Source organism: Halorubrum rutilum, from assembly GCF_024494565.1.
Genome location: NZ_JANHDN010000011.1, coordinates 1 through 25,381 on the forward strand (window position 1 = coordinate 1; position 25,381 = coordinate 25,381).

Consider the following 25,381-nt stretch of genomic DNA (forward strand, 5'->3'; position numbering starts at 1 on the left):
GCATCGTACTGTTTTCATAAGCAATTATGAGATTTTGAATGTTAAAACCGGCGACGGGGCGTTGAATATCCGGTTGGAGTGTCGTCGTGGGGTTGTCAGTCGGAGTGTCGGATTCATCCCGCGCCTAAAGGCGCAGGTATTCTCCTTGTTGTTTATAAACGATCAAATCTTCAAAACTGCTCACCAAGACGATGACGCGGTATCGAACGCGAACCGTCCGAACAGCTACTTATAAGCCGACGACTGCGACTCCGTAAATCACAATCGTCCCGACGGCGCCGACGGCCACCGACTTCGCGTTCAGCCGGACCGCGCGCTTCCGGTCGGCCGCCAGCGCCGCCTCGTCGAGGACCCGGTTCGTCCCGTCGCCGACGTCGAAGACGCCGATACCGGCGAAGCCAATGCAGAACCGCTCGCGGTACTGGAAGTAGCCCATCGCGGCGCCGTACAGCGGGAAGACGGAGAGCAGCAGCGCCCGGCGCGGCCAGCCGACCGCGACGACGGCGGCGACGAGACCGACCGCGAGGAGGAGCGACGCGATCCCGAGGAGGAGCCGCCGCCGCTGTTGGGCCGGCCCGATGTTACAGACACCCGGTTGGTACTCCATGCCGTCTCGTGGGCGCGCGGCGACGAAAGCGCACCGGATCCGCTCCGGAGTCGCGTCCCTCCGGCAGGGGGCGAGCGGTCGGGATCCGACCGCGCTCCGACTCCGCAAGCGACTGGGATTCGACCGCGCGAGCGACGACCGTGACGACCCATTTTATTACTGAACGGCTGAAACGAACGGACGAGAAGCGCCATGACGGACAGGTCACCTCGGGACAGGGAGATACGGCGGTATGAGACGATCCTCGACTCGCTCGACGACGCGGTCTACGCCGTGCGTCCCGACGGGACCATCGCGTACGTCAACGACCGGTACGCGGAGATGAAAGGCGTGAGCCGGGAGGAGCTGCTGGGGACGGACATCTACGACTGGGTGACGGAGGAGGCCGCGGAGAAGGCCGGCCGGGTGCGCGACGAGGTGAACGCCGGCGACCGCGACGTCGGCACGGTCGAGTACGACTTCCTCACGGCCGACGGCGAGCGGTTCCCGGTGGAGATGCGCTTCAACCGGGTGACCGGCGAGGAGGGCGAGGAGCTGGACCGCGTCGGCGTCATCCGCGACGTCAGCGAGCAGAAGCGCCGCGAGGACGCGCTCCGGGAGAAGAACGAGCGGCTGGAGGAGTTCGCCAGCATCGTCTCGCACGACCTCCGGAACCCGCTCAGCGTGGCGCGGGGGCGGCTCGACCTCGCCCGCGAGGAGTGCGACTCCGAGCACCTCGACGCCGTCGCCGACGCCCACGACCGGATGGGGACGCTCATCGACGACCTCCTCGCGCTCGCCCGCGAGGGCGACGGCGTCGAGGAGACGGAGCGGGTCTCGCTCTGCGAGCTCGTCGAGGACTGCTGGGAGGGCGTCGAGACCGCGGACGCGACGCTGCGGGTCGAGACCGACCGCGCCGTCCGCGCCGACCGGAGCCGGCTCAGGCAGGTGTTCGAGAACCTCGTACGCAACGGCGTGGAGCACGCGGGCGAGGACGTCACGGTGACGGTCGGCGACCTCGACGGCGGCTTCTACGTCGCCGACGACGGTCCGGGGATCCCCGAGGCGGACCGCGAGGCGGTGTTCGAGGCCGGGTACACCACGAACGACGACGGCACCGGCTTCGGGCTGGAGATCGTCGAGGCGGTCGCGGCGGCCCACGGCTGGGAGGTGCGGGTCGCCGAGAGCGAGTCCGGCGGCGCGCGCTTCGAGTTCACCGGCGTCGACGTGCTCGACTGAGCGGGCGCCCGCTCCGCGGCGGCGCTCGCCGACGTGCTCGACCGAGTGCCGCGGAGGCAACCCTCAAATGCGCGCCCGACGACGGGAGGGTGTGAAGCGGATCCAGCTCGGCAACACCGTGTTCGAGGGCGCGAACGACGTCTACCTGCTCGACGGCGAGACGACCGCGCTGGTCGACACCGGCGTCGCGCTCCCGGACGTCCGCGACGACCTCGCGGCGGGCCTCGCCGAGCACGGCGTCGCGTTCGCCGACGTCGACGCGGTCGCCCTGACGCACTGGCACCCCGACCACGCGGGACTGGCCGGCGAGATACAGGCCGAGAGCGGCGCCGACGTGTACGTCCACGAGGCCGACGCCTCCCTCGTCGACGGGACGGAGACGCCGCTCTTCCTCGACGGCGACCTCCAGCGCGAGACGTTCGAGCGGTGGGGGCTCCCGGATGAGGACCAAGAGCGCCTCCGCGAGTTCTTCGACGCGGTGAGCGCCGACCTCAGCGGCCGTCCCGCCGAGGTGACGGCGATCGCCGACGGCGACGCCGTCGAGGCCGGCGGCGTCGCGCTGGAGGCCGTCCACCTGCCGGGTCACACCGCCGGGCTCACCGGCTTCGCGTTCGACCCGCGCGAGGTCCCGGGCCACGAGCCGGTCGGGCGGAGCGGGCGAGGACCGCGGCGGGGGTCGGACCGCGCCCGCGGCGAGTCGACCGCCCCCGCGGAGCTGTTCGCCGGCGACGCGCTCCTCCCGCGGTACACCCCGAACGTCGGCGGCGCGGACGTCCGCGTGGACGCGCCGCTCGCGGCGTACGCCCGGAGCCTCGCGCGGGTCGTCGAGCGCGACTTCGACGCCGCGCACCCGGGCCACCGCGAGCGGATCGACGACCCGAGCCGGCGGGCCGCGACGATCCTCGACCACCACCGCCACCGGACGCGGCGCGTGCTCGCCGTCCTCGCCGACCGCGGCCCCGCGACGGCGTGGGAGGTGTCGGCCGAGCTGTTCGGCGACTTGGTCGACATCCACGTGCTCCACGGGCCGGGCGAGGCGTTCGCGCACCTCGACCACCTCGCCGACGCCGGGGTCGTCGAGCGCGACGGCGCCCGCTACCGCCTCGTCGACACGGACCCCGACGTCGACGCGCTGTTCCCGACGACGCCCCTGGACGGCGCCGTCGACGGCGGGGCGGACTGACGGCGACGCAGCGCCCCCGCCGAAAGCTATTCCCGCGGCACGGCGTACCCCCGGACGTGCAACGGGACGCCCTCGCCGCGGTCCTCCTCGCCCTCCTCGCGGTCGTCGCGCTCGGCGTCGCGGCCGCGACCCTCGACTCCGCCGTGAGCCTCGGCGGCGGCGGGCTCGGCGGCGGCGGTGACGCCGGCGGACCGGGCGGTCAGAGCGCCGACCTCGGCGCGTCGCCGGCCCCGAGCGGCGGCGGCGCCCTCTCGATCCCGCCCGCGTGCTACGAGTTCCTCCGGGAGCCGCCGGCGCTGCTGGCGTTCGCCGCGGTCCTCTTCGGGCTCGCCGCGTTCGTCTACCGGGACACGGGCTCGGGGCTCGCCGCGGGCGCCGTCGTCGGGTCGCTGGGGGTCCCGACCGCCGCGCTGGGGTGGCTGCTCTCGGCCTGCCGCCCGGTCGACGAGGGGGTCGAGTTCGCGCTCGGCGCCGCGGCCGACGAGGGCGGGTTCCTCCCCGAGGGCGGCGGGGGGCTCGGCGGGGCCGGCGGCGGGGAGGGGACCGCCTCGGCGCCGGAGCTCCTCTTCGCCCTCGTCGTGGTCGCGGCCCTCGTCGCGAGCGTCGCCGTCCTCCTCGGCGCCGGCGGCGACGACGAACCGACCGACGGCGAGGCCGCGGCCGAGAGCGACGGCGGCGACGAGCCCGGCGACCCGGACCTCCGCGCGGTCGGGCGGACCGCGGGCGCGGCGGCCGACCAGATCGAGCGGTCCGACGCCGACAACGAGGTGTACCGCGCGTGGCGCGACATGACCGAGGCCCTCGACGTCGAGCGCCCCGCGTCCTCGACGCCGGCCGAGTTCGCGGCCGCGGCCGTCGACGCTGGCGTCGACGAGGAGCCCGTCGCCGACCTCACGGCCGTCTTCGAGCGGGTGCGGTACGGGGGCGAAGAGGCGACCGCGGAGCGCGAGCGCCGGGCCGTCGAGGCCCTCCGACGGATCGAGGAGCGCCACGGGGGTGCGGCGTAGCCGTGCGCCCCCTCGTCGCGCTCGGCGTGGCGTCGGTCGCTGTCGGCTTCGTCGCCGCCGTCGACCGCGGGGTCGCGAGCGCGCTGGACCCGTCGACGACCGTCGTCACCCTGATCGGCGCGCTCGGCGCGGTCCAGGGCGTCAGGTACGCGAACGCCCGCCGCGACCGGGAGCGCAGAGCGGCCGACCCCGGTGACCCGGAGCGGCGGGCGCCGGCGACGGTGCCCGGCGCCGACCTCGACGAGCGCGTCGCGCGGGCGACCGGCTCCGCGCTCCGCGGGCACCGGGCCCGGCGGGAGCTCCGCGACCGGACCAGGGAGCTCGCGGTCGCGGCGGTCGCCCGCGACCGGAACGCCTCGACCGAGGCGGCCGCGGAGCTCGTCGAGGGCGGCGAGTGGACCGACGACGCGACCGCCGCCGCGTTCCTCGCGCGGGAGTCGTCGTACCCGGTCCGGATTCGACTTCGGGCGGCGCTCTCCGGACGCTCGCGCTACGGGTTCGGCCTCCGGGCGGCCGTCGACGCGATCGGTCGGCTGGAAGGAGACGAGGAGGGAGGAGGCGACGGGAGGTCGGGGGCGAGCGATGCGTGAGGACGACGGGGGAGCGACGACCGAGCGCAGGGCTCTCCGCGAGGCCGAGACCGGGCGCTGGGACGGAATTCGCGGGGCGGCGCTCGCCCTGGTCGGCGTCGGGGTCGTGACGCGGCGCCCGAGCCTCGTGCTCCTCGGCGCGGTGGGGGTCGGCTACGCCCTGTACGCCGGCGTCGGCGAGGCGCCGGCGGCGACCCTCGACGTGAGCCGGACCGTGAGCGACGCGATCCCCGAACCGGGCGACGAGGTGACCGTCGCGGTCCGGGCGCGCAACGCGGGGGACGCCCCGATCGCCGACCTCCGGCTCGTCGACGGGGTCCCGCCGGGGCTGGCGGTCGTCGACGGCCCAGCGCGGGTCGCGACCGCGCTCCGCCCGGGCGCGTCGGTCGCGTTCGAGTACGTCGTGCGCGCGAGCCGCGGCGAGCACGAGTGGGAGGCGCTCACGGCGATCGCGCGGAACCCCGCCGGGTCGCGCGAGCGGACGACCGAAGTCGACCCGGCCGACCCCGCGCGGGTCGTCTGCACCCCGGAGCTCGCCGCCGGCGGCGACCTCCCCCTCCGCGGGCTGACGACGCGGTACCACGGCCGGATGCCGACCGACGTCGGCGGGTCGGGCGTGGAGTTCCACGCCACCCGCGAGTACCGCCGCGGCGACCCCCTCAAGCGGGTGGACTGGAACCGGCGGGCGCGGACGGGCGAGCTGGCGACCGTGGAGCTCCGGGAGGAGCGCGCCGCGACCGTCGTCCTCCTGATCGACGCGCGGGAGTCGGCGTACGCCGCCGCCGAGCCCGAGGGGCGGACCGCGGTCGAGGCGAGCGTCGGGGCCGCCGGCCGGGCGTTCCGCGCGCTCCTCGACGGCGGCGACCGCGTCGGCATCGCGGCGCTCGGCCCCGTGGACTGCTGGCTCGCGCCGGGCGCCGGGACGGCGCACGCCGCCGAGGGGCGCGAGACGCTGGCGACCGACCCCGCGCTGGCGCCGACGCCGAGCGGGCAGCGGTTCTACCGGTCGCGGTGGCTCCGGCGGTTCCGACGGCGGCTCCCGGCCGACGCGCAGGTGCTCTTCTTCACTCCCCTGATCGACGACGCGGCCGCGTCGCTCGCGCGCCGGATCGACGCGCACGGCCACCTCGTCACCGTCCTCTCGCCCGACGTGACCGCGGGCGGGACCACCGGCGAGCGGCTCGTCCGGTTCGAGCGCCGCGAGCGGCTCCGGGAGCTCCGGTCGGTGGGGATCCGCGTGGTCGAGTGGGACGGGGAGCCGTTCCCGGTCGCGGTCGCGCGGGCGACGAGCGGGTGGTCGCCGTGAGCGGTGGCGGGGCTCACGGCGAGGAGGGCGACGACGGCAACGACTCCGACGATCCCGACGACCAGGACGCGCCGACCGACCGACCCGAGCGCGACGCCCGCCCCCCGGCGCTCGCCGTCGTCCTCAGCCTCGTCGCGGCCGCGGTCGCGAGCCTCGCCGCCCTCCTCGCCGCGCCGCTCGGGGGCGCCCTCCTCGGCGCCGCGACGGTCGCCCTCGCGGCCGGGTCGGTCCGGCGGTCGCACCGCCTCCTCTCGTGGGCGGCCGGGATCGGGCTCGTCGGGCTCGCCGTCGGGGGGTACCGGGGCGGGAGCGTCGAACCGCTGCTCGTCGGCGGGGTCGCGCTCGCGGTCGCGTGGGACGCCGCGGACCACGGGCTCTCGGTCGGCGAGCAGGTCGGCCGCGGCGCCCGGACCCGCCGGAACGTCGCCGTCCACGCGGGGACGACCCTCCTCGCGGGCGCGCTCTCCGTCGGCGTCGTCTACGGCGTCTACCGCGCCGCGGCCGGGTCGCAGCCGGTCGCCGCGCTCGCGCTGCTGCTGTTCGGGGCGGTGGCCCTGGCGTCGGCGCTCCGGTGAGGGGAGGTCGGGCCGGGGCGGGACCGATCGCCTGTCCTTTTGTATCGCCCCGCCGACGGGTCGGTATGGACATCGCAGCGACCCCGGCGATCGCGGCGGCCGCGTTCCCTCCGAGTCACGGTTCCGCGGGGTGGTCGGCGTGACGGACCTCGTGACGTTCGGCGAGACGATGCTCCGGCTCTCGCCGCCGCGCGGCGAGCGCCTGGAGACGGCCCGGTCCCTCGACGTGCAGGCGGGCGGGGCGGAGAGCAACGTCGCGGTCGGCGCGTCTCGGCTCGGCGCCGACGCCGTCTGGCTCTCCAAGCTGCCGGAGTCCCCGCTCGGCCGCCGGGTCGTGAGCGAGCTCCGGAGCCACGGCGTCCGGACCGGCGTCGCGTGGGCCGACCCCGCGTCGAGCCGCGTCGGGACGTACTACCTCGAACACGGCGGCGAGCCGCGCGGGACGAGCGTGATCTACGACCGCGCCGACGCCGCGATCACGACGGTCGAGCCCGGGGAGCTGCCGACCGCCGCGCTGGAGGCGGCCGAGCGCTTCCACGCGACCGGGATCACCCCGGCCCTCTCCGACCGCGCGGCGGAGACGACGACCGCGCTGCTCCGCGCCGCGGGCGAGGCCGGCGCGACGCGCTCGTTCGACCTGAACTACCGGGCGAAGCTCTGGGGCCCCGAGGCGGCGCGGGCGGCGTACGAGGAGCTGTTCGCGCACGTCGACACCCTCTTCGTCCCGCGGCGCGACGCCCGGGAGGTGCTCGACCGCGAGGGCGACGCCGTCGAGATCGCCCACGGGCTCGCCTCCGAGTTCGGCTTCGACGCCGTCGTCGTCACGCGGGGGAGCGAGGGCGCGGTGGCCCTGCGGGACGGGTCGGTGTACGAGCAGGGCGTCTTCGACGCGGAGACGTTCGACGCGATCGGCACCGGCGACGCGTTCGTCGCGGGCTACCTCGCGCGGCGGCTCGACGGCGGGGGCGTCGCGGACGCGCTGGAGTGGGCCGCCGCGGCCGCCGCCCTGAAGCGGACCGTCGACGGCGACCTCGCCGTGATCACCCCCGAGGACGTCGCCGACGTCGTCGGCGGCGCGGCCGGGATCGACCGGTAGCGGTCGGCGTCGCCGCGTCGCGCGCGGCGACGAGCGTTTCTCTCGGATCGGTCGCTCTCGCCGGCGACGACCGTCGGCGAAATCGACGGACGGCGACGTTCGACCGGAAAATATCGAGAACGGGAACTTCGGGGGAACGGTTATCACCCCCCTTCCGGTAGTGATGGCGTATGAGTGGACGGCCCGATCGCGACCGCCGACCCGAGGCGTCGGCGAACCCTGCCCTCCGAAACGGTGAATGCGGCGCAGTCAGAGGCCGCGCGCGCCGGGGAGATGAGCGCTGACCGACCGACCCTCCACGTCGGCGGTCGCGGCGACCTGCCGGACGAACCGTGGACGAGCCTCCCGGACGGGACGGCGCTGACCGAACCGGACGGCGCCGCCGAGAGCGGCGCCGACGCGGCCCGGCCGGTCGTGATCGTCCGCCTCGGAGCGACCGGCGGCGACGCGGGCGGGCGGCTGCGTCGGGTCCGGGAGCGGTTCCCCGACGCGCCGGTCCTCGCGTACACCGCGGACGACGACGCGGACGCCGCGATCGACGCGAGCCGGCTGGGGGTCGAGTACGTCTCCGGGCGGCGGCTGGCGGCCGACGGCGAGACGCTCGCGGAGCGGGCGGCCGAGCTGGCGGAGTCGGCCGCCGAGCCGGCGGGGCCGGCCGGAAACGAGGTCGCGGGGACGGCGAGCGGGGAGGGCGAGGACCCGTTCCTCGAACGCTTCGTCCGGATCACCGCCGACCGGACCGCGGAGCTGGAGGAGAAGCTGGACGCGCTGCTCGACCTCGGCCGCGAGCGGCTCGGCCTGTCGATCGGCTACGCGTCGCACACGACCGACGACCGGTTCGCCGTCCGCCGGCAGCGGGGCGGGGACGAGCTGCTGGAATCGCTGATCGAGCGCGGCGTGATCGACGAGGACGGGACCATGCCGCTGGAGGACACGTACTGCCGGCGGACGGTCGGCGGTGTCGGGGACGACGCCGGGAAAGCCGGCGAGGACCCCGGGAGCGACGGAACCGACGCCGACGGCGGCGTCGTGGCGTTCACCGACCCCGCCGAGGCGGGGTGGGAGGGCGACCCGACCCACGAGCTGTTCGGGCTCGGGAGCTACATCGGCGGCCGGATCGTGGCCGACGGGGAGGTCGTCGGCACCCTCTGTTTCGTCGACGAGTCGAACCGGAGCCGCCCGTTCACCCCCCGGGAGCGGCTGTTCGTCGAGCTGCTCGCCGACTGGCTCGGCCGGGCGTTCGAGCGCCGTGCGGCCCGCGAGGAGCGCGAGGCGGCCGTCGACCGCCTGGAGGACACCCTCGAACGGATCGACGACGCGTTCTTCGCGCTGGACGACGAGTGGCGGTTCACCTACGTCAACGAGAAGGCGGCGGCGCTGCTCGACCGGTCCCCCGGGGAGCTCGTCGGCGAGAACGTCTGGGAGGAGTTCCCCGACGCGGTCGGCGAGACGTACGAGGAGCGCTACCGGCGGGCGATGGCGACCCAGGAGTCGGTGTCGTTCGTGGAGCGCTACGAGCCCCTCGACCTGTGGACCGAGGTGACGGCGTACCCCTCGTCGGACGGGCTGTCGGTGTTCTTCTCCGACGTCACCGACCGGAAGCGCCGGGAGCGGATCCTCGAACGCCTCCTCGGCACCGTCGAGGAGATCCAGCGGGCCGACGACAGGGCGGCGGTCGCCGACCGGCTGATCGAGGCCGCCGACGAGATCCTCGGACACGAGATCGGCGGCGTGCGGCTGTACGACCCCGACGCCGACCGGCTCCGGCTGGTCGCCACGAGCGACGGGCTCGGCGAGGCGTTCGCCGACCGCGGGCCGCGGCCGCCCGGCGAGGGGGTCACCGGCGAGGTGTACGCGAGCGGCGAGCCGTGGGTGTGCGACGACGTCGCCGCGCTGGGCGACGACCGCGACTACCACGAGATGCGCTCGTTCGCGGCCGTGCCGCTCGGCGAGCACGGCGCGTTCGTGGTCGGCGCCCCCGAACCGGGCGCGTTCGACGAGGACGACGTGTCGGTGCTGGAGCTGCTGGCGACGAACGCCGTCGCCGCGATGGACGCCCACGATCGCCGGCGCCGGCTCCGCACCTACGAGGACGCGCTCAAGAACGTCGACGACATGGTCTGCGTGCTCGACGCCGACGGCGCCGTGACGTACGCCACCGAGCCGTTCGCCGAGTGGCTCGGCGCGGACTCGGCGGCGCTCGTCGGGCGGCGGATCCGCGACGCGCTCCCGGCGGCGGACGGCGACCGCGTCGCCGACGCGGTGAACGCGGTCGGCGAGGCCGAGGCGAGGGCGACGGGGAGCGACGCGGGGGAAAACGGGAGCGACGCGGGGATCGAGCGGGTGCGACGGGTGGAGGTCGCCGTCGAGCGCGACGGGCGGCGGCGACACGGCGAGCTGCGCCTCTCGCCGCTGTCCGAGGGGTCGAGCGGGGTCGTCGCGTCGCTGACGGACGTCACCGACCTCCGGCGGACGCGGACGGAGCTCTCGCACGAGCGGGACCGCTTCGACCGGCTGTTCGAGCGCCTCCCGGACCCCGTGATGGAGGTCGCGCTCGAACCGGACGAGACGGTCATCGCCGGGGTCAACCCGGCGTTCGCGTCGCAGTTCGGCTACGACGCGGCCGCGCTCCGCGGGCGGACCATCGACGCGCTCGACATCCGCGACGACCGGCTCGCGGGCCTGGGCGACGAGGCCGGACGCGCCGGCGACGGCGCCGGGCCGACGGACGGGAGCGGCGAGGCGAGCGAGCGGTCCATCGACGAGCGGGTGCGCGACGAGGGGTTCGTCACGACGGAGGTCCGCCGGCGGACCGTCGACGGGCCGCGCGAGTTCCTCTTCCGCGGGTTCGCCTACGAGACCACGGACGGGCGCCGCGCGTTCGGCATCTACACCGACATCACCGACCGGCGGCGCCGCGAGCGGTACTTCCGGGTCGTCAACCGCATCCTCCGGCACAACCTCCGGAACGAGCTGAACGTCGTCTTCGGCTTCGCGAGCGAAATCGCGAACGACGCCGCGGACGAGCAGACCGCCGACTACGCCCGCCGGATCGAGACGACGGGGAAGCGGCTCGCCGGCCTCGCGGAGGGGGCGGCCGAGATCAGGCGCGTCGTCGAGGAGGGGATCGTGAGCGACCCCGACCCCGTGTCGGTGGGGCGGGTCGCCGCGGCGGTCCGCGAGGAGTACGCGGAGCGGTACCCCGAGGCCCGGATCGACGTCGCGGTCCCCGACGACGCCGTCGTCCGCGGCGACGAGCGGCTGGCGGAGGCGATCGGGCACCTCGTCGAGAACGCCGTGGTCCACTCGCGAGGGGACGGGCCCAGAGTCGAGATCGCCGCCGAACGCCACCCGGAGACCGGGACCGTCAGCGTGCGCGTCGCCGACGACGGGCCGGGGGTCCCCGAGGGCGTCCGAGGGGTCATCACGGGCGAGGCGGAGGTGACCCAGCTCAACCACAACACCGGCATCGGGCTGTGGATCGTCGCCTGGATCGTCGAGGCGTACGGCGGCGAGGTCGCCTTCGGACCGGGGATCGACGGCGAGGGGACGACCGTCACGCTGCGGCTCCCGGCGCCGGAGTGAGCGGGGCGGCGCGCCGGGGCGGACCGAGACCGCGTCGCGCGACGCTCCGCGCGTCCGTCGCGGCCTCGGCGCCCGCGTTCCGACCCGTTTATGGTCGCCGCCCCGTCCCGTGAGGGTATGACCGACGACGAGCGACGACGCGAGCTGATCGCCGCGCTCCGCGCGGCCGACGCCGTCAAATTCGGCGAGTTCGAGCTCTCGCACGGCGGGACGAGCGACTACTACGTCGACAAGTACCTGTTCGAGACCGACCCGGAGGCGCTGACGCTCGTGAGCGAGGCGTTCGCGGCCCGGCTCGCCGAGACGGACGCGAAGCTCGCGGGGGTCGCGCTCGGCGCGGTCCCGCTCGTGGCCGTGACGGCCGCCGAGCTGGGCCGCCCGTACGTCATCGCGCGCAAGTCGGCGAAGGAGTACGGCACCGGCAACCGCATCGAGGGTCGGCTCGACGAGGGCGAGGCGGTCGTCGTGTTAGAGGACATCGCCACGACCGGGCGGTCGGCCGTCGACGCCGTCGAGGCGCTGCGGGAGGCCGGCGCGACCGTGGACCGCGTGCTCGTCGTCGTCGACCGCGAGGAGGGGGCCGAGGAGCTGTTGGCCGAACACGACGTCGAGCTGGAGTCGCTGCTGACGGCGACGGAGCTGCTGGCGGAGCGCGACGAGGGGTAGGCGGTCTCCGCCCGGCGTCACGCCTCGGCCGCCTCGACCGTCGGCACCGCGACCCGGTCGAGGACGTCGGCGATCACGTCGCGCTCGTCGGCGTCGTTGACGGCGGCGTCCGGGGTCAGGACGAGCCGGTGCGCGAGCGTCGGCTCCGCGACGCGCTTCACGTCGTCCGGGGTGACGAACTCGCGGCCGGCGAGGACCGCGGCGGCGCGGGCCGTCTCGAACAGCCGCTGGGTGCCGCGGGGCGAGACGCCGACGTCGACGCGGCGATCCTCGCGGGTCGCGCGGGCGAGCGCGGCCATGTATTCCAGGAGGTCGTCCTCGACACGGACCGTCTCCGGCACCTCGCGGAGCGCCGCGACGGCGTCGGGGTCCAGCACGCGCTCGACCGTCGGCGCCCGCTCGGCGCGGCCCGCGCGCCGCCGGAGCAGCTCGACCTCGCCGTCGTCGTCGGGGTAGCCGATCGAGGTCTTGACCGCGAAGCGGTCGAGCTGCGCCTCGGGCAGCGGGAACGCGCCCTCGCTCTCGACCGGGTTCTGCGTCGCGATGACGTAGAACGGGCTCGGCAGCTCGTGGGTGTCGCCGTCGACGGTCACCTGCCCCTCCTCCATCGCCTCCAGCAGCGCGGCCTGCGTCTTCGGCGGCGCGCGGTTGATCTCGTCGGCGAGCACGACGTTCGCGAAGACCGGGCCGGGCGAGAACGAGAAGGAGCCGTCGCGCTCGTCGAAGACGTTGGTGCCGGTGACGTCGGACGGGAGGAGGTCCGGGGTGAACTGGATCCGGGAGAACTCCAAGCCGAGCGCGGTCGCGAACGAGCGCGCCGAGAGGGTCTTGCCGGTGCCGGGCGCGTCCTCCAAGAGGACGTGGCCGCGGGCGAGGATCCCGAGCGTCACGCGGTCGAGGAACTCGCGGTCGGCGACGACCGCGCCGCCGACCTCGTCGACGACGCGCGAGCAGGCCGCCGCGGCTTCGGGGACGTCCATACCGGCCGCACGGGAGCCGCCCCGAAAAGCGTTGCCGGCGGGGGTCCGAGGACGGTCGCGCCGCGGCGACGAGGGGGCGCCGCCGAGGGGGCGCCGCCGGCGATCGAAACGCATAACAGCGGAACCGGCCAACACGGAGGTGAGCCGAGGTAGCCTAGCCTGGCCAAGGCGGTAGATTCGAAATCTACTGTCCATTCGGACACCGGAGTTCAAATCTCCGCCTCGGCGCTTCTCCCGAGTTCCGCGCGTCAAGCCGCGGCGCCGGCGATTTATACGCGACGCCACGCGCGATCAGCCGGCGGCGCCCCGGGGAAAGAGCCATACGTCGCGCCCGTGACCGAATCGTATGTCCGACGCGACCCTGTACGACCGCCTCGGCGGCGAGCCGGCCGTCGGCGCGGTCGTCAACGAGTTCTACGAGCGGGTGCTGGCCGACGAGCGGGTGGCGCACCACTTCGACGACGTCGACATGGCCGACCAGCGGTCTCACCAGACGAAGTTCCTGAGCGCGGTCACCGGCGGGCCGATGGCGTACGAGGGCGACGACATGGAGACGGCCCACGAGGGGCTGGGAGTCACGGAGGACGAGTTCGACGCGATCGCGGCGCACCTCGACGCGGCGCTCCGCGAGTTCGACGTCGCCGACGCGGACCGGGAGGTGGTGATGGAGACGGTCGAGGGGTACCGCGACGACATCGTCGAGGCGTGACCGGCGGGTAGCGGGCGAACGGGAGCGACCGGGAGCGCGAGCGATCCCCTACGACTCCCCGCCCAACGACTCCTGTTCGCCTCCGGCGTCGCCCCGCAGCCGACGCCGGCGCTTGTCGTACGCCGCCTCCAGCTTCGCGTTCGTCGCCCGCGAGACGAGGTAACAGTCGACGTCGTCGCCGTCGCGGGGGTGCGCGCTCGCGACCCAGACGTGGCCGTCCCCCGTCGAGAGGTCGGCCGCCCAGCGCTCCGCGGCCGCGCGGCTCTCGAACGAGTGGCGGGGGCCGTCCTCGAAGACGAGCCGCCCCACCTTGGCGTTTCGCTTGCGCGCCGAGGGCTTCACCGCGACGACGACGCTCACGGGCGTCGTTCGAGCGGGCTCGCTTAAAAACCTCGTCAGACGCTGCCGGTCGGGGCGCGGGACGGCCCAGTCAGGGCGCGGGACGGCCTAGTCGCGGCGCCGGACGGCCTATCGCCGTCGACGGGCAGGGACGACCGGCGAACCGCAAGAATCCAGACCCTCGCCTCCCTACCCGAACTCATGAGCGACCCGGCCTGGTACGAGGACGCGACGATCTACTCGCTCGACGTCAAGACGTTCAACGACGGCGACGGCGACGGGTGGGGCGACTTTCGGGGGGCGACCGAGCGCCTGGACTACCTCGACGAGCTCGGGGTCGACGCGCTCTGGGTCCGGCCGTTCTACCCGAGCCCGCTCCGCGACAACGGGTACGACGTCGCCGACTACTACGGCGTCGACGACCGGCTGGGGAGCCTCGACGACTTCCGCGAGTTCGCCGACCGGGCGCACGAGCGCGGCATCCGGGTGATCACCGACCTCGTCTTCAACCACACCTCGGACGAGCACGAGTGGTTCCGGCGCGCCCGCGAGGACCCCGAGTCGGAGTACCACGACTACTACCTGTGGACGAGCCACCCGGACGACGCCCACCAGCGCGGCAACATCTTCCCGGAGTACGAGGACGGCGTCTGGACCCACGACGAGGTCGCGGGCAAACACTACTTCCACCAGTTCTACGGCCACCAGCCCGACCTCAACGTCGCGAACCCCGCGGTCCGCGGGGAGCTGTACGACGTGCTCCGGTTCTGGCTCGACCAGGGCGCCGACGGCTTCCGGATCGACGCCGCCCACCCGATGCTGATGCCGAAGGGCCACGACGCGACCACCCTCGACGAGACCGACCTCGGCGACGCCATCGAGCTGTTCAGGGAGATGCGGCGGGTCGTCGAGGCGGAGCAGTCGGACGCGGTGTTGCTGGCCGAGGCCGACGACGAGCCGGAGCACCTCGACTACTACTTCGGCGACGGCGAGGCGTTCCACCTGCAGTTCAACTTCGTGATGAACGCGCACCTCACCTACGCGGTCGGCGTGAAGGACACGTGGCCGCTCCGGCGGGCGGAGGAGATCCTGCCGGACGTCTCCGAGGTGGGCGGCTGGGTGAACTTCCTGCGGAACCACGACGAGTGGAACCTGCTGAAGCTCCCCGAGGAGGCGTTCGAGCACGCCCGCGAGTACTTCGGCGACGACGCCGGCGACTCCTGGATCTTCGAGCGCGGCCACCGGCTCCGGCTCGCCGACCTGTACGCCGGCGACCGCGACCGGATCGCCGTCGCCCACAGCCTCCTCTTCTCGTTGCCCGGCTCCGTCGCGCTCCAGTCCGGCGACGAGATCGGCATGGGCGCGGACCTCTCCCTGCCGGAGCGCGAGGCGGTCCGCACCCCGATGCAGTGGGACGACTCGGCGAACGGCGGCTTCTCGACCGCCGCCCCCGAAGACTGCTACAACCCCGTGGTCGACGAGGGGAAGTACGCCTACGATCGCGTGAACGTCGCCGCCCAGCGCGGCGACCCCGACTCGCTGCTCTCGCGGGTCAAGGCGCTCGTGGCGGCCCGCGACGCCTGCCCCGAGATCGCCCGGGGCGACTACCGAGCGCTCGACACCGACCACAAGGAGACGCGCGTCCACCGGTTCGACGGCGACGGTGAGGGAGCCGACGGAAACGAGACCGTCCTGCTCTGCGCGCACAACCTCGCGGACGGGCACCGCGAGGAGGTCGTCGGCTTCGACGTCGACCCGGCCACCGTCGAGCACGTCGTCGGCGACGGCGGGCACTACGTCGCGGAGGGAGGCGTCACGTTCGAGCTCGACGCCTGCGACTACGTCTGGCTGCGCGGCGAGAAGCGGTAGCGACGACGGCGCGTCCGGTCGAGGCGGGGCCCTCGCCGTTCAGTCGTCCGCGATCGCGCTCGGTTCCGCGTCCGCCTCGGCCGAGAGCAGTCGGTCGAGCCCGTCGACCATCGCGACGACGCTGGCGCGGGTGATGTCCGCGTCCGTCGAGGAGACCGAGACGGACCGGTCGCCGCGCGAGAGGTCGACCTCGACGGTGACGACCGCGTCGGTGCCGCCGGTGATCGCGTCGACGTGGTAGGAGTCGAGGTCGAAGGAGACGCCGCCGGGACCGTCGCCCTCGGCGCCGTCGGCGTCGGCGGCGCCGTCGTCCGCCAGCGCGGCCCGCACGGCTTCGAGGCCGGCGTCGACGGGGCCGGCGCCCGTGCCGGAGGCGACCCGCTCCTCGTCGCCGACGCGGAGCCGGACGGACGCGGTGGGGAGGTTCCCCCCGGAGGTGGCCGTCAGGTCGACGAGCTCGACGCGGCGGTCGCGCTCGCGGCCCTGCACGTCCTCGGTGATCGCGAGCAGGTCGGCGTCCGTGACGCGTTTCCCGCGGTCGCCGAGCTCCTTCACGCGGCTCACGACCGCGCTCAGCTCGTCGTCGTCGACCGCGACGTCGTGCTCGGCGAGCGCGGCCTTGACGCCGGCGCGGCCGGCGTGCTTGCCGAGGACGAGCCGGCGCTCGCGCCCCACGGTCTCCGGCGGGTACGGCTCGTACATCGTCCCGTCCTTCAGGGTTCCGTCGGTGTGGATCCCGGACTCGTGGGCGAAGGCGTTGGCGCCGCAGACCGCCTTGTTCGGCGGGAGTGCGACGCCGGTCGCCTCCGAGACGGTCCGGCAGAGCCGATAGAGCCGCTCCAGCTCGACCGTGTCGACGTCGTACGACCGGTCGAGCGCGACGGCGACCTCTTCGAGGGCGACGTTGCCGGCGCGCTCGCCGACGCCCATCACGGTGCCGTGGACGGTGTCGGCGCCCGCCTTCAGCCCGGCGTGGACGTTCGCCACGCCGAAGCCGAGGTCGTCGTGGGTGTGGAGGCTCGTCGGGCCGAGCTCGGCGAGCCGGGAGACGACCGCCGCGGTGCGCTCCGGGTCGGCCGCGCCGACCGTGTCGCAGTAGCAGATCCGGTCGGCGCCCGCGTCGAGGCCCGCGCCGAGCAGGCGTTCGAGGTAGTCGAGGTCGGCGCGCGAGCCGTCCTCGCCGAGCACCTCGACCCAGAGGCCGTGGTCCGTGGCGTACTCGACGAGCTCGACCGTCGTCTCGACCACCTCGTCGCGGGTCGAGCCGACCTTCGTCTCGACGTGTTTGTCCGAGGCGGGCACGACGAGGTTGATCCCGTCGACGCCGCAGTCGAGCGCGTGGTCGACGTCGCGTTTCACCCCGCGGGCGAAGCTCGTCACGGTCGCGTCGAGCCCCTCGCCGGCGACCCGGCGGATGGCCTCGCGCTCGCCCGCGGAGGTGCACGCCGAGCCGGCCTCGATCAGGTGCATCCCCGCCGCGTCGAGCGCGCGGGCGACGTCGACCTTCTCGGCCGGCGCCAGCGAGACGCCGGGCATCTGCTCGCCGTCGCGCAGGGTGGTGTCTAACAGCTGTACCTCGTCGAGGTCGGTGAGTGGTGTTCGGGTCAAAAGGGAGTCCGTCGGCTCTGCGGTGGGTTCGGGGTCGGTGCCGCCGCGGGGCGGTCGTGCCCCGGAGTCGTTATCGTCGGAGAATTTCGCGGCCAGCCGCCGCGAGGCGACTTCCTCTATCCTCCGAACGACCGCGATCGTCGCGTGTCATTCGTGTCCGTGGCGACGCGTCACACGCATATAAACGGACGGGTCGCGACAGGAATGACCGACGGATCGTCGGCGACCGCGGCGGTTCGGCGAGGATCCGTTAACGGAGTTCGTCAGCGAGAGGGCGGCGCGTCGCGCTCGCCGGGAGACCGCTAGCCGAGCAGCGACCGGAACGACCGGCGCCCGACCCCGCACTCCTCGCGGTAGTCGCAGGCGGAACACCGGTCGTCGTCGACGCGCGACGGCGGGCCGTCGATCGCGCGGGCGGCCCGCAGCGCCCGGCGGTAAGCGGCCTTCTTGCGGGTCGTGAGTCGGACCTCGCGCGCGGCGCCGACGCTCGGGTACTCGACCAGCGCGCGCGGCACCTCGCGCTCGCGCTCCCACGCGACCGCCTTCGCGACGGCGACGGCCCTGACCGCCTGTGACCCCCAGACGCCGTTCTCCGGGGGCTCGCCCGGCGAGACGACCGTGGGAAGGGGCGGCTCGTCGTCGCCCGGCGCGTCGGCGGCGGCGTCCTCGCCCGGCGCGTCGGCGGCGGCGTCCTCGCCCGGCGCGTCCGCGGCGTCGCCCCCGGCGCCGAGCACCTTGTGAACCGTTCCGTGACAGTCCTTCCCGGAGACGAACGCGCGCTCGCGAGCGGGGTCGACGAGCCAGTCGTAGTCGTCGCGGCCGCGGAGGCGGTCGAGGTTCCGGCGGTAGGCGGCCGGCGAGCGCCGGATCGGGAGCCGGCGGAGGGTCGCGTCCGGCGCGTCGACGAGCGCGGGGTAGCGATAGGCGAGGTCGATCCGGGCGCGGGCGTCCGGCGGGACCGCCCGGTCGTCCTCGCGGCGCGCGTAGTAGAGCTGTCGAGGGCAGTAGGCCGCGCGAGCGAGGTCGCTGAAAGGGATCACGGAGCGGTTGGGCGCGGTTTCGTACATAAGGAGTCGACTGCGGATAAACGACGAACACCGCCAAAGCCCCGGCCAGCCGGCCGTATGTGGTCGAATCCGGATCCCTAGCGAACACCGCCAAAGCCCCAGCCGCGAGGACGGCGCACGCTCGCTGCGCGCCTCACTCGGTCGCTGACGCTCCCTCGTTGCGGTGCTTGGGTCGCCTGCGCCGTCCTCGCGGCTGCCCCTTTGAGTCCCACCCAACCGCTCCGCACCGCAGCCTCGCGCCTCCCCAGCCTCGGCGGACGGCCCGGCGCGGGCAGAGCCGCGCCGGGCCGCCGCCTCCCTCGCGGGCGGGTCGCGTCCGGCGGACGCGACCCGGCGCGCCCATTCGTCGTTGGGACTCGTGAGCGTACGGTGGTGGTCGAGCGAGAGCGGGGAGGCGACGGACCGCGAAACCGGCTACAACGAGCGGCGATTTACAGGGAGACGTCCGTCTCGATATCCTCGGTCGCCTCTTTCAGGCCGTCCTCGCGGGCGGACTCGGCGTGGGTGCCCTCGATCTCGGCGTCGGTGAGGAGGTCGCGGAACTCGTCGCGGAAGCGGTCGTTCGCCCGCGTGGAGGTCAGGTCGACGCGGGCGACGCGGGCGTACTTCGCGACGACGTCGGGGTCAGTGCCAAGCGCCTCGGCGCAGTCGACGATGGAGCGTCCCTCGGCCGTGAGCGACTTCAGGGCGGCGTAGTCGAACTCGGCGTCGTCGACCTCGCGGTCGGCGTCGCGCACGAGGTGGAGGTCGAAGCGGGCGTCGCGCACGGTGTCGGGGTCGACGTCGACCGGTTCGGGAGCGTCGACCGGTTCGGAGCCGTCGCCGCCGACCTCGTCGGGCGCGCGGACCGCGTCGTCGCCCGCGGCGAGCGCGGCGGCGATCGCCGCGTCGTCGTCCAGCTCGAAGCGTCCGCGGGCGATCCGGGCGTAGGTCGCGTCGTCGAGGGGCGTCGAGAAGTCGTACCGCTCGCGCATCGCGGCGACCAGCTCGCGGACGCGCTCGGCGACGGCGGCCTCGTCGCGGTCGGTGAGGGTCCCGGGGGACTCCGCCTGCCGCTCGGTGACCGTGTCGGACCCGGTGGTCTCGACGAAGATGTCGCGGAGCTCGGCGGTCTTCTCGTCCATGGGCTCCCCCCTACGCGTTCCCGATAGAAAAGCCTCGCGTCCGATTTCGGCCGGCTCGGGCGCAGTCGCTCCGGATCGGCGACGGGAGGCGCGGCGGCCGGTGGACGCCGTCCGGCCGCGGGCGCGTCGTCAACCAGTATCTTCAAGTTGGTTTACGAGCCTGTCACGGACATGGCAACCAACACGGAGTCGGTGGATCTCGTCGGCGACGAGGCCGCGACGAACCTCGCCCGCGCGGCGCTGTTCGCCGCGCTCGTCGGCGCGTTCGCGTACGTCTCCTTCCCGTTCCCGGTGTCGCCCGCGCCGGTCACGCTACAGGTCCTCGGCGTCTTCCTCGCCGGGATATTCCTCGGTCCCGTCTGGGGCGGCGCGGCGCTCGTCCTGTACCTCGCCGCCGGCGCGCTCGGCGCGCCGGTGTTCGCGGGCGGCTCCGCGGGCTTCGGAGAGCTCGTGGGCGGGACCGCCGGCTACCTCTGGTCCTACCCCATCGCGGCCGCGCTCGTCGGCGCGATCGTCCACCGCGGCGGCGACATCCGCGACCTCGACGGCGTCTCCGTCCCGGTCCTGGTGGGCGCGATGGCCGTCGGCACGGCCGTCGTCTACGCGATGGGCGTCGCCGGCCTCTACCTGGTGCTGGAGCTCACCCCCGCCGAGGCGTTCGTCCAGGGCGCGGCCGTGTTCCTCCCCGCGGAGGCCGCGAAGATCGCCGCCGCGGTCGGGATCGTGCGCTCGGACGCGATCGCGGCCGCGTGAGGCGACGCCGTGAGCGATTCCGAGGTGACCGCGTGAGCCTTCCCGAGGTGGCGCCGTGACCGACCCGGAGGCGACGCCGTGATCGACGTCGACGGCGTCACGTGTCGGTACGGCGGGACGGGCGCCGGGGAGCGCGACGGGGGCGGGGTAGTCGCCGTCGACGACGTCTCCCTCTCGGTCCCCGACGGCGAGTTCCTGGTCGTCGCGGGCGCGAACGGCTCCGGGAAGACGACGCTGGTCCGGACGTTTAACGGGCTCGTCGAGCCGGACTCGGGGTCGGTCTCGGTCAACGGGACCCCCGTCGGCGACGACCTCGTCGCCGCCCGGACCGCGGTCGGCATGGTGTTCCAAGAGCCCCGCGACCAGTTCGTCGCGGCCACCGTCGGCGCCGACGTCGCGTTCGGCCCGGAGAACCTCGGGCTCTCGCACGCCGAGATCGACCGCCGGGTCGGGGCCGCGCTCGACGCCGTGAACATGGGCGGGCGCGGGGACGACCGGATCGCGTCGCTGTCGGGCGGCGAGCGCGAGCGCGTCGCGATCGCCGGCGCGCTGGCGATGGAGCCGGACCACCTCGTCCTCGACGAGCCGTTCACCGGGCTCGACGAGCCGGCCCGGCGGTCGGTCGTGGACGGCCTGCGAGAGCGCCACCGCGCGGGGACGGGCGTCGTCGTCGTCACCCACGACCTCCGCGACGTGCTCGGGCTCGCCGATCGCGTGGTGGGGCTGTCGGACGGCCGGATCGCGGTCGACGCGCCCCCGGACGCGGCCGTCGCTGACCTCCCGGGACTCGACGTGCGGGTCCCAGAAGGCGCGCTCACGGACCGCGGCGGTGACCACGTCCCGGCCTCCGACCCGTGACCCTCTCGTACGCCCCCGGCGACTCGCTCGCCCACCGGCTCGACCCGCGGTCGAAGCTCCTCGTGCAGGTCGGGTTCGCGGCCGCGGCCTTCGCGCACACGACGCCCCGCGGGCTCGCGGCGCTGACGGTCCTCGCCGCGGGCTGCCTGCGGGCGGCCGGCGGCGGCCCCCGCGACCTGTGGGCGTACCGGGTCGCGCTCCCGTTCCTCCTCGTCGCCCCGGTCGTGGCGGGCGCGACGGTCGGCGACCCCTGGTTCCGCCTCGACCGCGCGGCCGACACGGCGCTGGCGAGCTACCGGGTCCTCCTGGTGCTCGTCGTCGCCGCCGCCTACGTGCGGTCGACGCCGGTCCGCGACTCCCGGGCGGCGGTCCAGTACGCGGTCCCCGGCAGGCCCGGGCGGCTGCTCGCGGCCGGCGTCGCGCTCGTGTTCCGGTTCCTCCCGCTGCTGAAGCGCGACCTGCTGACCGCGCGCGACGCCATGCGGGCGCGCCTGGGCGACGAGCTACCGGTGCGGGACAGGATGCGGATCGTCGCCGTCGCGGGGATCGACCGCGCGTTCGGCCGCGCCGACCGGCTGGGAACCGCCCTCGCGGCCCGGTGTTTCGCGTGGAACCCGACGCTCCCGCGGCTGGCGTTCGGCCGGGGGGACGCCGTCGCGCTGGCGGTCGGAGTCGGCCTGCTCGCGGCCGCGCTGACCGGCGTGATCTGACGGGGACCCCGCGATCGATCGGGGCCAGAGACCGGGCCCGGAGACCGGACCGATCCCGCGCCGTGGCAAGTTTTAACCGGACCGTATCCGGCTAACCTACCATGACGCCCCTGCAGGCGGCCACCCGGGAGACGTTCTGGACGATCGGTCCGGTCGGGAAGGCCGCGTTCTACTGGCTCGCCGCGGTCGCGATCCTCGTGTTCCTGTACGGGGTGTACGCTCGGTTCGCGGCGTACGCCCGCGGGAGCGCGGACCCTCGCGACCGGCTGTCGGACCTGCCCTCTCGGACGGTCGCGGCGACGAGGACGGTGCTCTCGAACGAGAACCAGTTCGACGGCGACGCGTACACCGGCGTGATGCATACGTTCGTCCTCTGGGGGTTCCTCACCCTGCTCGTCGCGACGACGATCCTCGGGTTCGACATCGACGTCTACCGCCCGATCGCGGGCGAGTCGTTCTGGGTGGGCGACTTCTACCTCGCCTACCAGTTCGTCGTCGACGCGTTCGGCCTGCTGTTCGTCGTCGGCGTCGGGATGGCGATGGTCCGCCGCTACCGGAACCGCGAGGGGCGGCTGTGGGGGAGACACACCTCGCTGGAGGACGACGCGTTCGTCTGGACCCTCTTCGCGCTCGGCGTCGGCGGCTTCGTCGTGCAGGCGCTCGGCATCGTCGGCCAGCCCGCGCGCGCCGACGAGACGGTGAGCTTCGTCGGGATGGCGATGGCCGCGGGGTTCGAGGCCGCGGGGCTGACCCCAGCCGGCGCCGAGGCGGTCTACGGCGTCGTCTGGTGGAGCCACGCGCTGCTGGCGTTCGCGTTCATCGCCTGGATCCCGTACGCGAAGCCGTTCCACATGATCTCCTCGTTCGCGAACGTCGTCGCCCGCGACGAGAAGGCCGGCGCGCGGCTCCCGAACGTCCCCGCCGACCTCGACCACACCAACGCCGAGTCGCTCGACGACTTCACCTGGAAGGAGCTCATGGACGGCGACGCCTGTACCAAGTGCGGCCGCTGCACCGACGCCTGCCCGGCCGACACCGTCGGCCGGAACCTCGACCCGCGAGACGTGATCTTAGACCTGAAGGCGTACCGCGAGTCCGTGACCGACGACCCGGTCGCGGGGAGCGGCGGCGGTCCGGTCGCGACTGACGGCGGCGTGGCCGGCTCCGCCGCCGTCAACGACGGAGGAACCGTCCCCATCGTCGCCGACGAGGGCGGGGTCATCGACGCCGAATCGATGGAGTCGTGTATGTCCTGTATGGCCTGCATGGACGCCTGTCCGGTCGACATCGAGCACCTCACCTCGTTCACGAAGATGAACCGCCAGCTCGTCGACGAGGGGGCGGTTGACTCGAACCTCCAAGACGTGTTCCAAGACGTCATGGGGAAGGGGAACACCTTCGGCGAGTCCCAGGCGAACCGCGGCGACTGGGCGGACGACCTCGACGACGTCGAGGTCCCGGACGCCCGCGAGCGGGAGGTGGAGTACCTCTGGTACGTCGGCGACTACCCGAGCTTCGACGACCGCAACAAGAAGGTCGCCCGCGCGCTCGCCCGGCTGTTCGACGAGGCCGACGTGTCGTTCGGCATCCTCTTCGACGACGAGAAGACGGACGGCAACGACATTCGGCGGATCGGCGAGGAGTTCCTCTACCTCGAACTCGCCGGCCACCACGTCGAGACGTTCGCGGACTGCGAGTTCGAGAGCATCGTCTGTACGGACCCGCACTCGTACAACACCATCAAAAACGAGTACCCCGAGGTCGACTTCGCGGCGTTCGCCGACGACCCGATGATGCCGTTCGACCGCGAGGAGCCGTGGAACCCGGAGGGCGAGGTCGACGTGTTCCACTGGACGCAGGTGGTCGAGGAGCTGGTCGACGAGGGGCGGCTCGGCCTGTCGGGCGACGAGCTCGACTACACTGTCACCTACCACGACCCCTGCCACCTCGGCCGGTACAACGACGAGTACGAGGCGCCCCGCGAGCTGATTCGCGCGACCGGCGCCGACCTCCACGAGATGCCGCGCTCCCGGGACGACTCGTTCTGCTGCGGCGGCGGGGGCGGCGGGCTCTGGACCGAACACGACGAGGCGGTCAAACCGAGCGAGGAGCGCCTCCGCGAGGCGGTGGAGGACACCGACGCCGGCGACGCGGTCGAGAAGTTCGTCGTCGCCTGTCCGATGTGCACGACGATGTTCGAGGACGGCCGGAAGACGGGCGACTTCGAGGACGACGTGGAGATCGTCGACGTCGCGGAGCTCCTGATCGAGGCGGTGGCGGCCGGGAGAGCGTAACGGAGGCGTGGGGCGTTCCGGTTCGCGTCCGCGCTCGGTCCCCGACGAGCACTCGCGGGGAGCTCGCCGACCGATCTATATAGCGTATATAGCGCACCCGAGCGGTACCCCTCGGACCGTACCCATCATAGCATACTACTTAACCGAAACTCGCCGATCGACTGGTAATGGCATCCAGCCACGACACGGACGCGACGGGGATCACGCGGCGGCAATCGCTCGCGGCGCTCGGCGGGGCGGGCGCGCTGGCGCTCGCCGGCTGTACGCAGAGCGGCGGTGACGGCGGCTCCGGAGACGGCTCCGACGGCGGCTCCGGGGACGGCGCCGACGGTGGGAGCGGGGAGCTCTCCGGCCCGATCAACATCGCGGGGTCGAGCACGGTGTTCCCGCTGATGAGCGCGGTCATGGAGGACTTCGCCGAGATGCACCCGGGCGTCGACCCCGACATCAGCTCGACGGGGTCCGGCGGCGGCTTCTCGAACTTCTTCTGTACGGGCGACACGGATTTCAACAACGCCAGCCGCCCGATTCAGCCCGAGGAGGAGGAGCTGTGCGAGGAGAACGGCGTCGAGTACGTGGAGCTGATCGCGGCGACCGACGCGGTCACGGTCGTCGTCAACCCCGAGGCCGACTGGGTCGACTCGCTCACGACCGACGAGCTCGCGCAGATCTGGCGGTCCGACCCCGCACAGACCTGGGACGAGGTCCGCGACGAGTTCCCCAACGAGGAGATCGAGCGGTTCGGCGCCGCCGACACCTCCGGCACGTACGACTACTTCATCGAGGCGATCCTCGGCGAGGAGGGCCACACCAGCGACTACCAGGCGACCGAGCAGGACAACACGATCGCGCAGGGCGTCGCCGGCAGCGAGTACGCGATCGGCTACTTCGGCTTCGCGTACTACTTCCAGAACCCCGACCAGCTGAAGGCGCTCGGGATCGACGACGGGGACGGCCCGGTCGAGCCGAGCCTCGAAACGGCCTCCTCGGGCGAGTACACGCCCCTCTCGCGGCCGCTGTTCACGTACCCGTCGATCTCCTCGCTCGCCGAGGAGCACATCGCGGAGTTCGCCCGCTACTTCGTCGAGCAGACGACCAACGAGGAGCTCGTCGCGGGCGACGTCGGCTACGTCCCCGCCACCGAGGAGACGCAGGAGGAGCAGATGGGGAAGCTCGAAGACGCGATCGAGCGGGCCCAGGGGTAGCGCCCCCGGAATGAACCGGTGTATTGATTTAC

The 25,381-nt window shown here is 73.7% G+C and carries 22 protein-coding genes and 1 tRNA gene; 17 read left to right on the forward strand and 6 right to left on the reverse strand.

Annotated elements, in window-relative coordinates; all coding sequences use genetic code 11:
• Window positions 1-229 precede the first annotated feature (229 nt).
• On the reverse strand, window positions 230-607 hold the full coding sequence (locus NO900_RS16455; protein ID WP_256408885.1) for a hypothetical protein: 378 nt from the start codon (window positions 605-607) through the stop codon (window positions 230-232).
• Window positions 608-799: 192 nt separating this feature from the next.
• Here NO900_RS16455 and NO900_RS16460 point away from each other — a divergent pair, with 192 nt between their 5' ends.
• The 9 genes from NO900_RS16460 (at window position 800) to pyrE (ending at window position 11,833) form a co-directional block, all read left to right on the forward strand.
• Window positions 800-1,825, forward strand: a complete 1,026-nt coding sequence (locus NO900_RS16460; protein ID WP_256408886.1) for a two-component system sensor histidine kinase NtrB — start codon at window positions 800-802, stop codon at window positions 1,823-1,825.
• 91 nt (window positions 1,826-1,916) lie between these two features.
• Window positions 1,917-3,008 carry an MBL fold metallo-hydrolase gene (locus NO900_RS16465; protein ID WP_256408887.1) on the forward strand — a complete coding sequence of 364 codons (1,092 nt, stop codon included), beginning with the start codon at window positions 1,917-1,919 and terminating at the stop codon, window positions 3,006-3,008.
• Window positions 3,009-3,064: 56 nt separating this feature from the next.
• On the forward strand, window positions 3,065-4,015 hold the full coding sequence (locus NO900_RS16470; RefSeq protein WP_256408888.1) for a DUF4129 domain-containing protein: 951 nt from the start codon (window positions 3,065-3,067) through the stop codon (window positions 4,013-4,015).
• Between the two features lie 2 nt (window positions 4,016-4,017).
• Complete coding sequence (locus NO900_RS16475; RefSeq protein ID WP_256408889.1) at window positions 4,018-4,605, forward strand: DUF7269 family protein; 588 nt, start codon at window positions 4,018-4,020, stop codon at window positions 4,603-4,605.
• A complete protein-coding gene (locus tag NO900_RS16480) occupies window positions 4,598-5,911 on the forward strand; it encodes a DUF58 domain-containing protein (protein ID WP_256408890.1) in 1,314 nt (437 codons plus the stop codon). The genes NO900_RS16475 and NO900_RS16480 overlap by 8 nt, the downstream gene beginning before the upstream one ends.
• A complete protein-coding gene (locus NO900_RS16485) occupies window positions 5,851-6,486 on the forward strand; it encodes a DUF7519 family protein (RefSeq protein ID WP_256408891.1) in 636 nt (211 codons plus the stop codon). Before NO900_RS16480 ends, NO900_RS16485 begins: the two co-directional genes overlap by 61 nt.
• A 130-nt stretch (window positions 6,487-6,616) precedes the next feature.
• Window positions 6,617-7,582, forward strand: coding sequence for a bifunctional 2-dehydro-3-deoxygluconokinase/2-dehydro-3-deoxygalactonokinase (gene kdgK1 / locus NO900_RS16490; protein ID WP_321169219.1), 966 nt, complete (start codon window positions 6,617-6,619; stop codon window positions 7,580-7,582).
• Between the two features lie 273 nt (window positions 7,583-7,855).
• Window positions 7,856-11,167 carry a PAS domain-containing protein gene (locus tag NO900_RS16495; RefSeq protein ID WP_256408893.1) on the forward strand — a complete coding sequence of 1,104 codons (3,312 nt, stop codon included), beginning with the start codon at window positions 7,856-7,858 and terminating at the stop codon, window positions 11,165-11,167.
• 117 nt (window positions 11,168-11,284) lie between these two features.
• Window positions 11,285-11,833, forward strand: coding sequence for an orotate phosphoribosyltransferase (gene pyrE, locus NO900_RS16500; RefSeq protein WP_256408894.1), 549 nt, complete (start codon window positions 11,285-11,287; stop codon window positions 11,831-11,833).
• A gap of 17 nt (window positions 11,834-11,850) precedes the next feature.
• On the opposite strand, the gene NO900_RS16505 is transcribed toward pyrE, so the two are convergent.
• Window positions 11,851-12,813, reverse strand: a complete 963-nt coding sequence (locus tag NO900_RS16505; RefSeq protein ID WP_256408895.1) for an AAA family ATPase — start codon at window positions 12,811-12,813, stop codon at window positions 11,851-11,853.
• Window positions 12,814-12,956: 143 nt separating this feature from the next.
• Here NO900_RS16505 and NO900_RS16510 point away from each other — a divergent pair.
• Both NO900_RS16510 and NO900_RS16515 read left to right on the forward strand, forming a co-directional pair.
• Window positions 12,957-13,041: transfer RNA gene (locus NO900_RS16510), tRNA-Ser, on the forward strand.
• A gap of 118 nt (window positions 13,042-13,159) precedes the next feature.
• The gene (locus NO900_RS16515) at window positions 13,160-13,522 is read left to right on the forward strand and encodes a group I truncated hemoglobin (protein WP_256408896.1); all 363 of its coding nucleotides are present in this window, start codon (window positions 13,160-13,162) and stop codon (window positions 13,520-13,522) included.
• Between the two features lie 48 nt (window positions 13,523-13,570).
• Here NO900_RS16515 and NO900_RS16520 read toward each other — a convergent pair whose 3' ends face one another.
• Window positions 13,571-13,882, reverse strand: a complete 312-nt coding sequence (locus NO900_RS16520) for a DUF8081 domain-containing protein (protein WP_256408897.1) — start codon at window positions 13,880-13,882, stop codon at window positions 13,571-13,573.
• A gap of 180 nt (window positions 13,883-14,062) precedes the next feature.
• Between NO900_RS16520 and NO900_RS16525 the strand changes: the two genes are divergently transcribed.
• Window positions 14,063-15,730 carry an alpha-amylase family protein gene (locus NO900_RS16525; protein WP_256408898.1) on the forward strand — a complete coding sequence of 556 codons (1,668 nt, stop codon included), beginning with the start codon at window positions 14,063-14,065 and terminating at the stop codon, window positions 15,728-15,730.
• Window positions 15,731-15,769: 39 nt separating this feature from the next.
• Here the strand turns inward: NO900_RS16525 and NO900_RS16530 are convergent, their stop codons facing one another.
• The 3 genes from NO900_RS16530 to NO900_RS16540 all read right to left on the reverse strand — a co-directional run bounded on the left by NO900_RS16530 (window position 15,770) and on the right by NO900_RS16540 (window position 19,529).
• A complete protein-coding gene (locus NO900_RS16530; RefSeq protein ID WP_256408899.1) occupies window positions 15,770-17,338 on the reverse strand; it encodes a (R)-citramalate synthase in 1,569 nt (522 codons plus the stop codon).
• A gap of 302 nt (window positions 17,339-17,640) precedes the next feature.
• Window positions 17,641-18,378, reverse strand: a complete 738-nt coding sequence (locus NO900_RS16535) for a hypothetical protein (protein WP_256408900.1) — start codon at window positions 18,376-18,378, stop codon at window positions 17,641-17,643.
• Window positions 18,379-18,836: 458 nt separating this feature from the next.
• Window positions 18,837-19,529 carry a hypothetical protein gene (locus tag NO900_RS16540; RefSeq protein WP_256409055.1) on the reverse strand — a complete coding sequence of 231 codons (693 nt, stop codon included), beginning with the start codon at window positions 19,527-19,529 and terminating at the stop codon, window positions 18,837-18,839.
• A gap of 171 nt (window positions 19,530-19,700) precedes the next feature.
• Between NO900_RS16540 and NO900_RS16545 the strand changes: the two genes are divergently transcribed.
• From NO900_RS16545 to NO900_RS16565, 5 genes are all read left to right on the forward strand, one after another.
• Window positions 19,701-20,282: a biotin transporter BioY gene (locus tag NO900_RS16545; protein WP_256409056.1), complete on the forward strand. Its 582-nt coding sequence runs from the start codon at window positions 19,701-19,703 to the stop codon at window positions 20,280-20,282.
• A gap of 78 nt (window positions 20,283-20,360) precedes the next feature.
• Entirely contained in the window at window positions 20,361-21,140 is a 780-nt protein-coding gene (locus NO900_RS16550; RefSeq protein WP_256409057.1) for an energy-coupling factor ABC transporter ATP-binding protein, read from the forward strand.
• Complete coding sequence (locus tag NO900_RS16555; protein WP_256409058.1) at window positions 21,137-21,850, forward strand: energy-coupling factor transporter transmembrane component T family protein; 714 nt, start codon at window positions 21,137-21,139, stop codon at window positions 21,848-21,850. Before NO900_RS16550 ends, NO900_RS16555 begins: the two co-directional genes overlap by 4 nt.
• A 101-nt stretch (window positions 21,851-21,951) precedes the next feature.
• The gene (locus NO900_RS16560) at window positions 21,952-24,144 is read left to right on the forward strand and encodes a (Fe-S)-binding protein (RefSeq protein ID WP_256409059.1); all 2,193 of its coding nucleotides are present in this window, start codon (window positions 21,952-21,954) and stop codon (window positions 24,142-24,144) included.
• Window positions 24,145-24,311: 167 nt separating this feature from the next.
• Window positions 24,312-25,349 carry a PstS family phosphate ABC transporter substrate-binding protein gene (locus tag NO900_RS16565; RefSeq protein ID WP_256409060.1) on the forward strand — a complete coding sequence of 346 codons (1,038 nt, stop codon included), beginning with the start codon at window positions 24,312-24,314 and terminating at the stop codon, window positions 25,347-25,349.
• Window positions 25,350-25,381 lie beyond the last annotated feature (32 nt).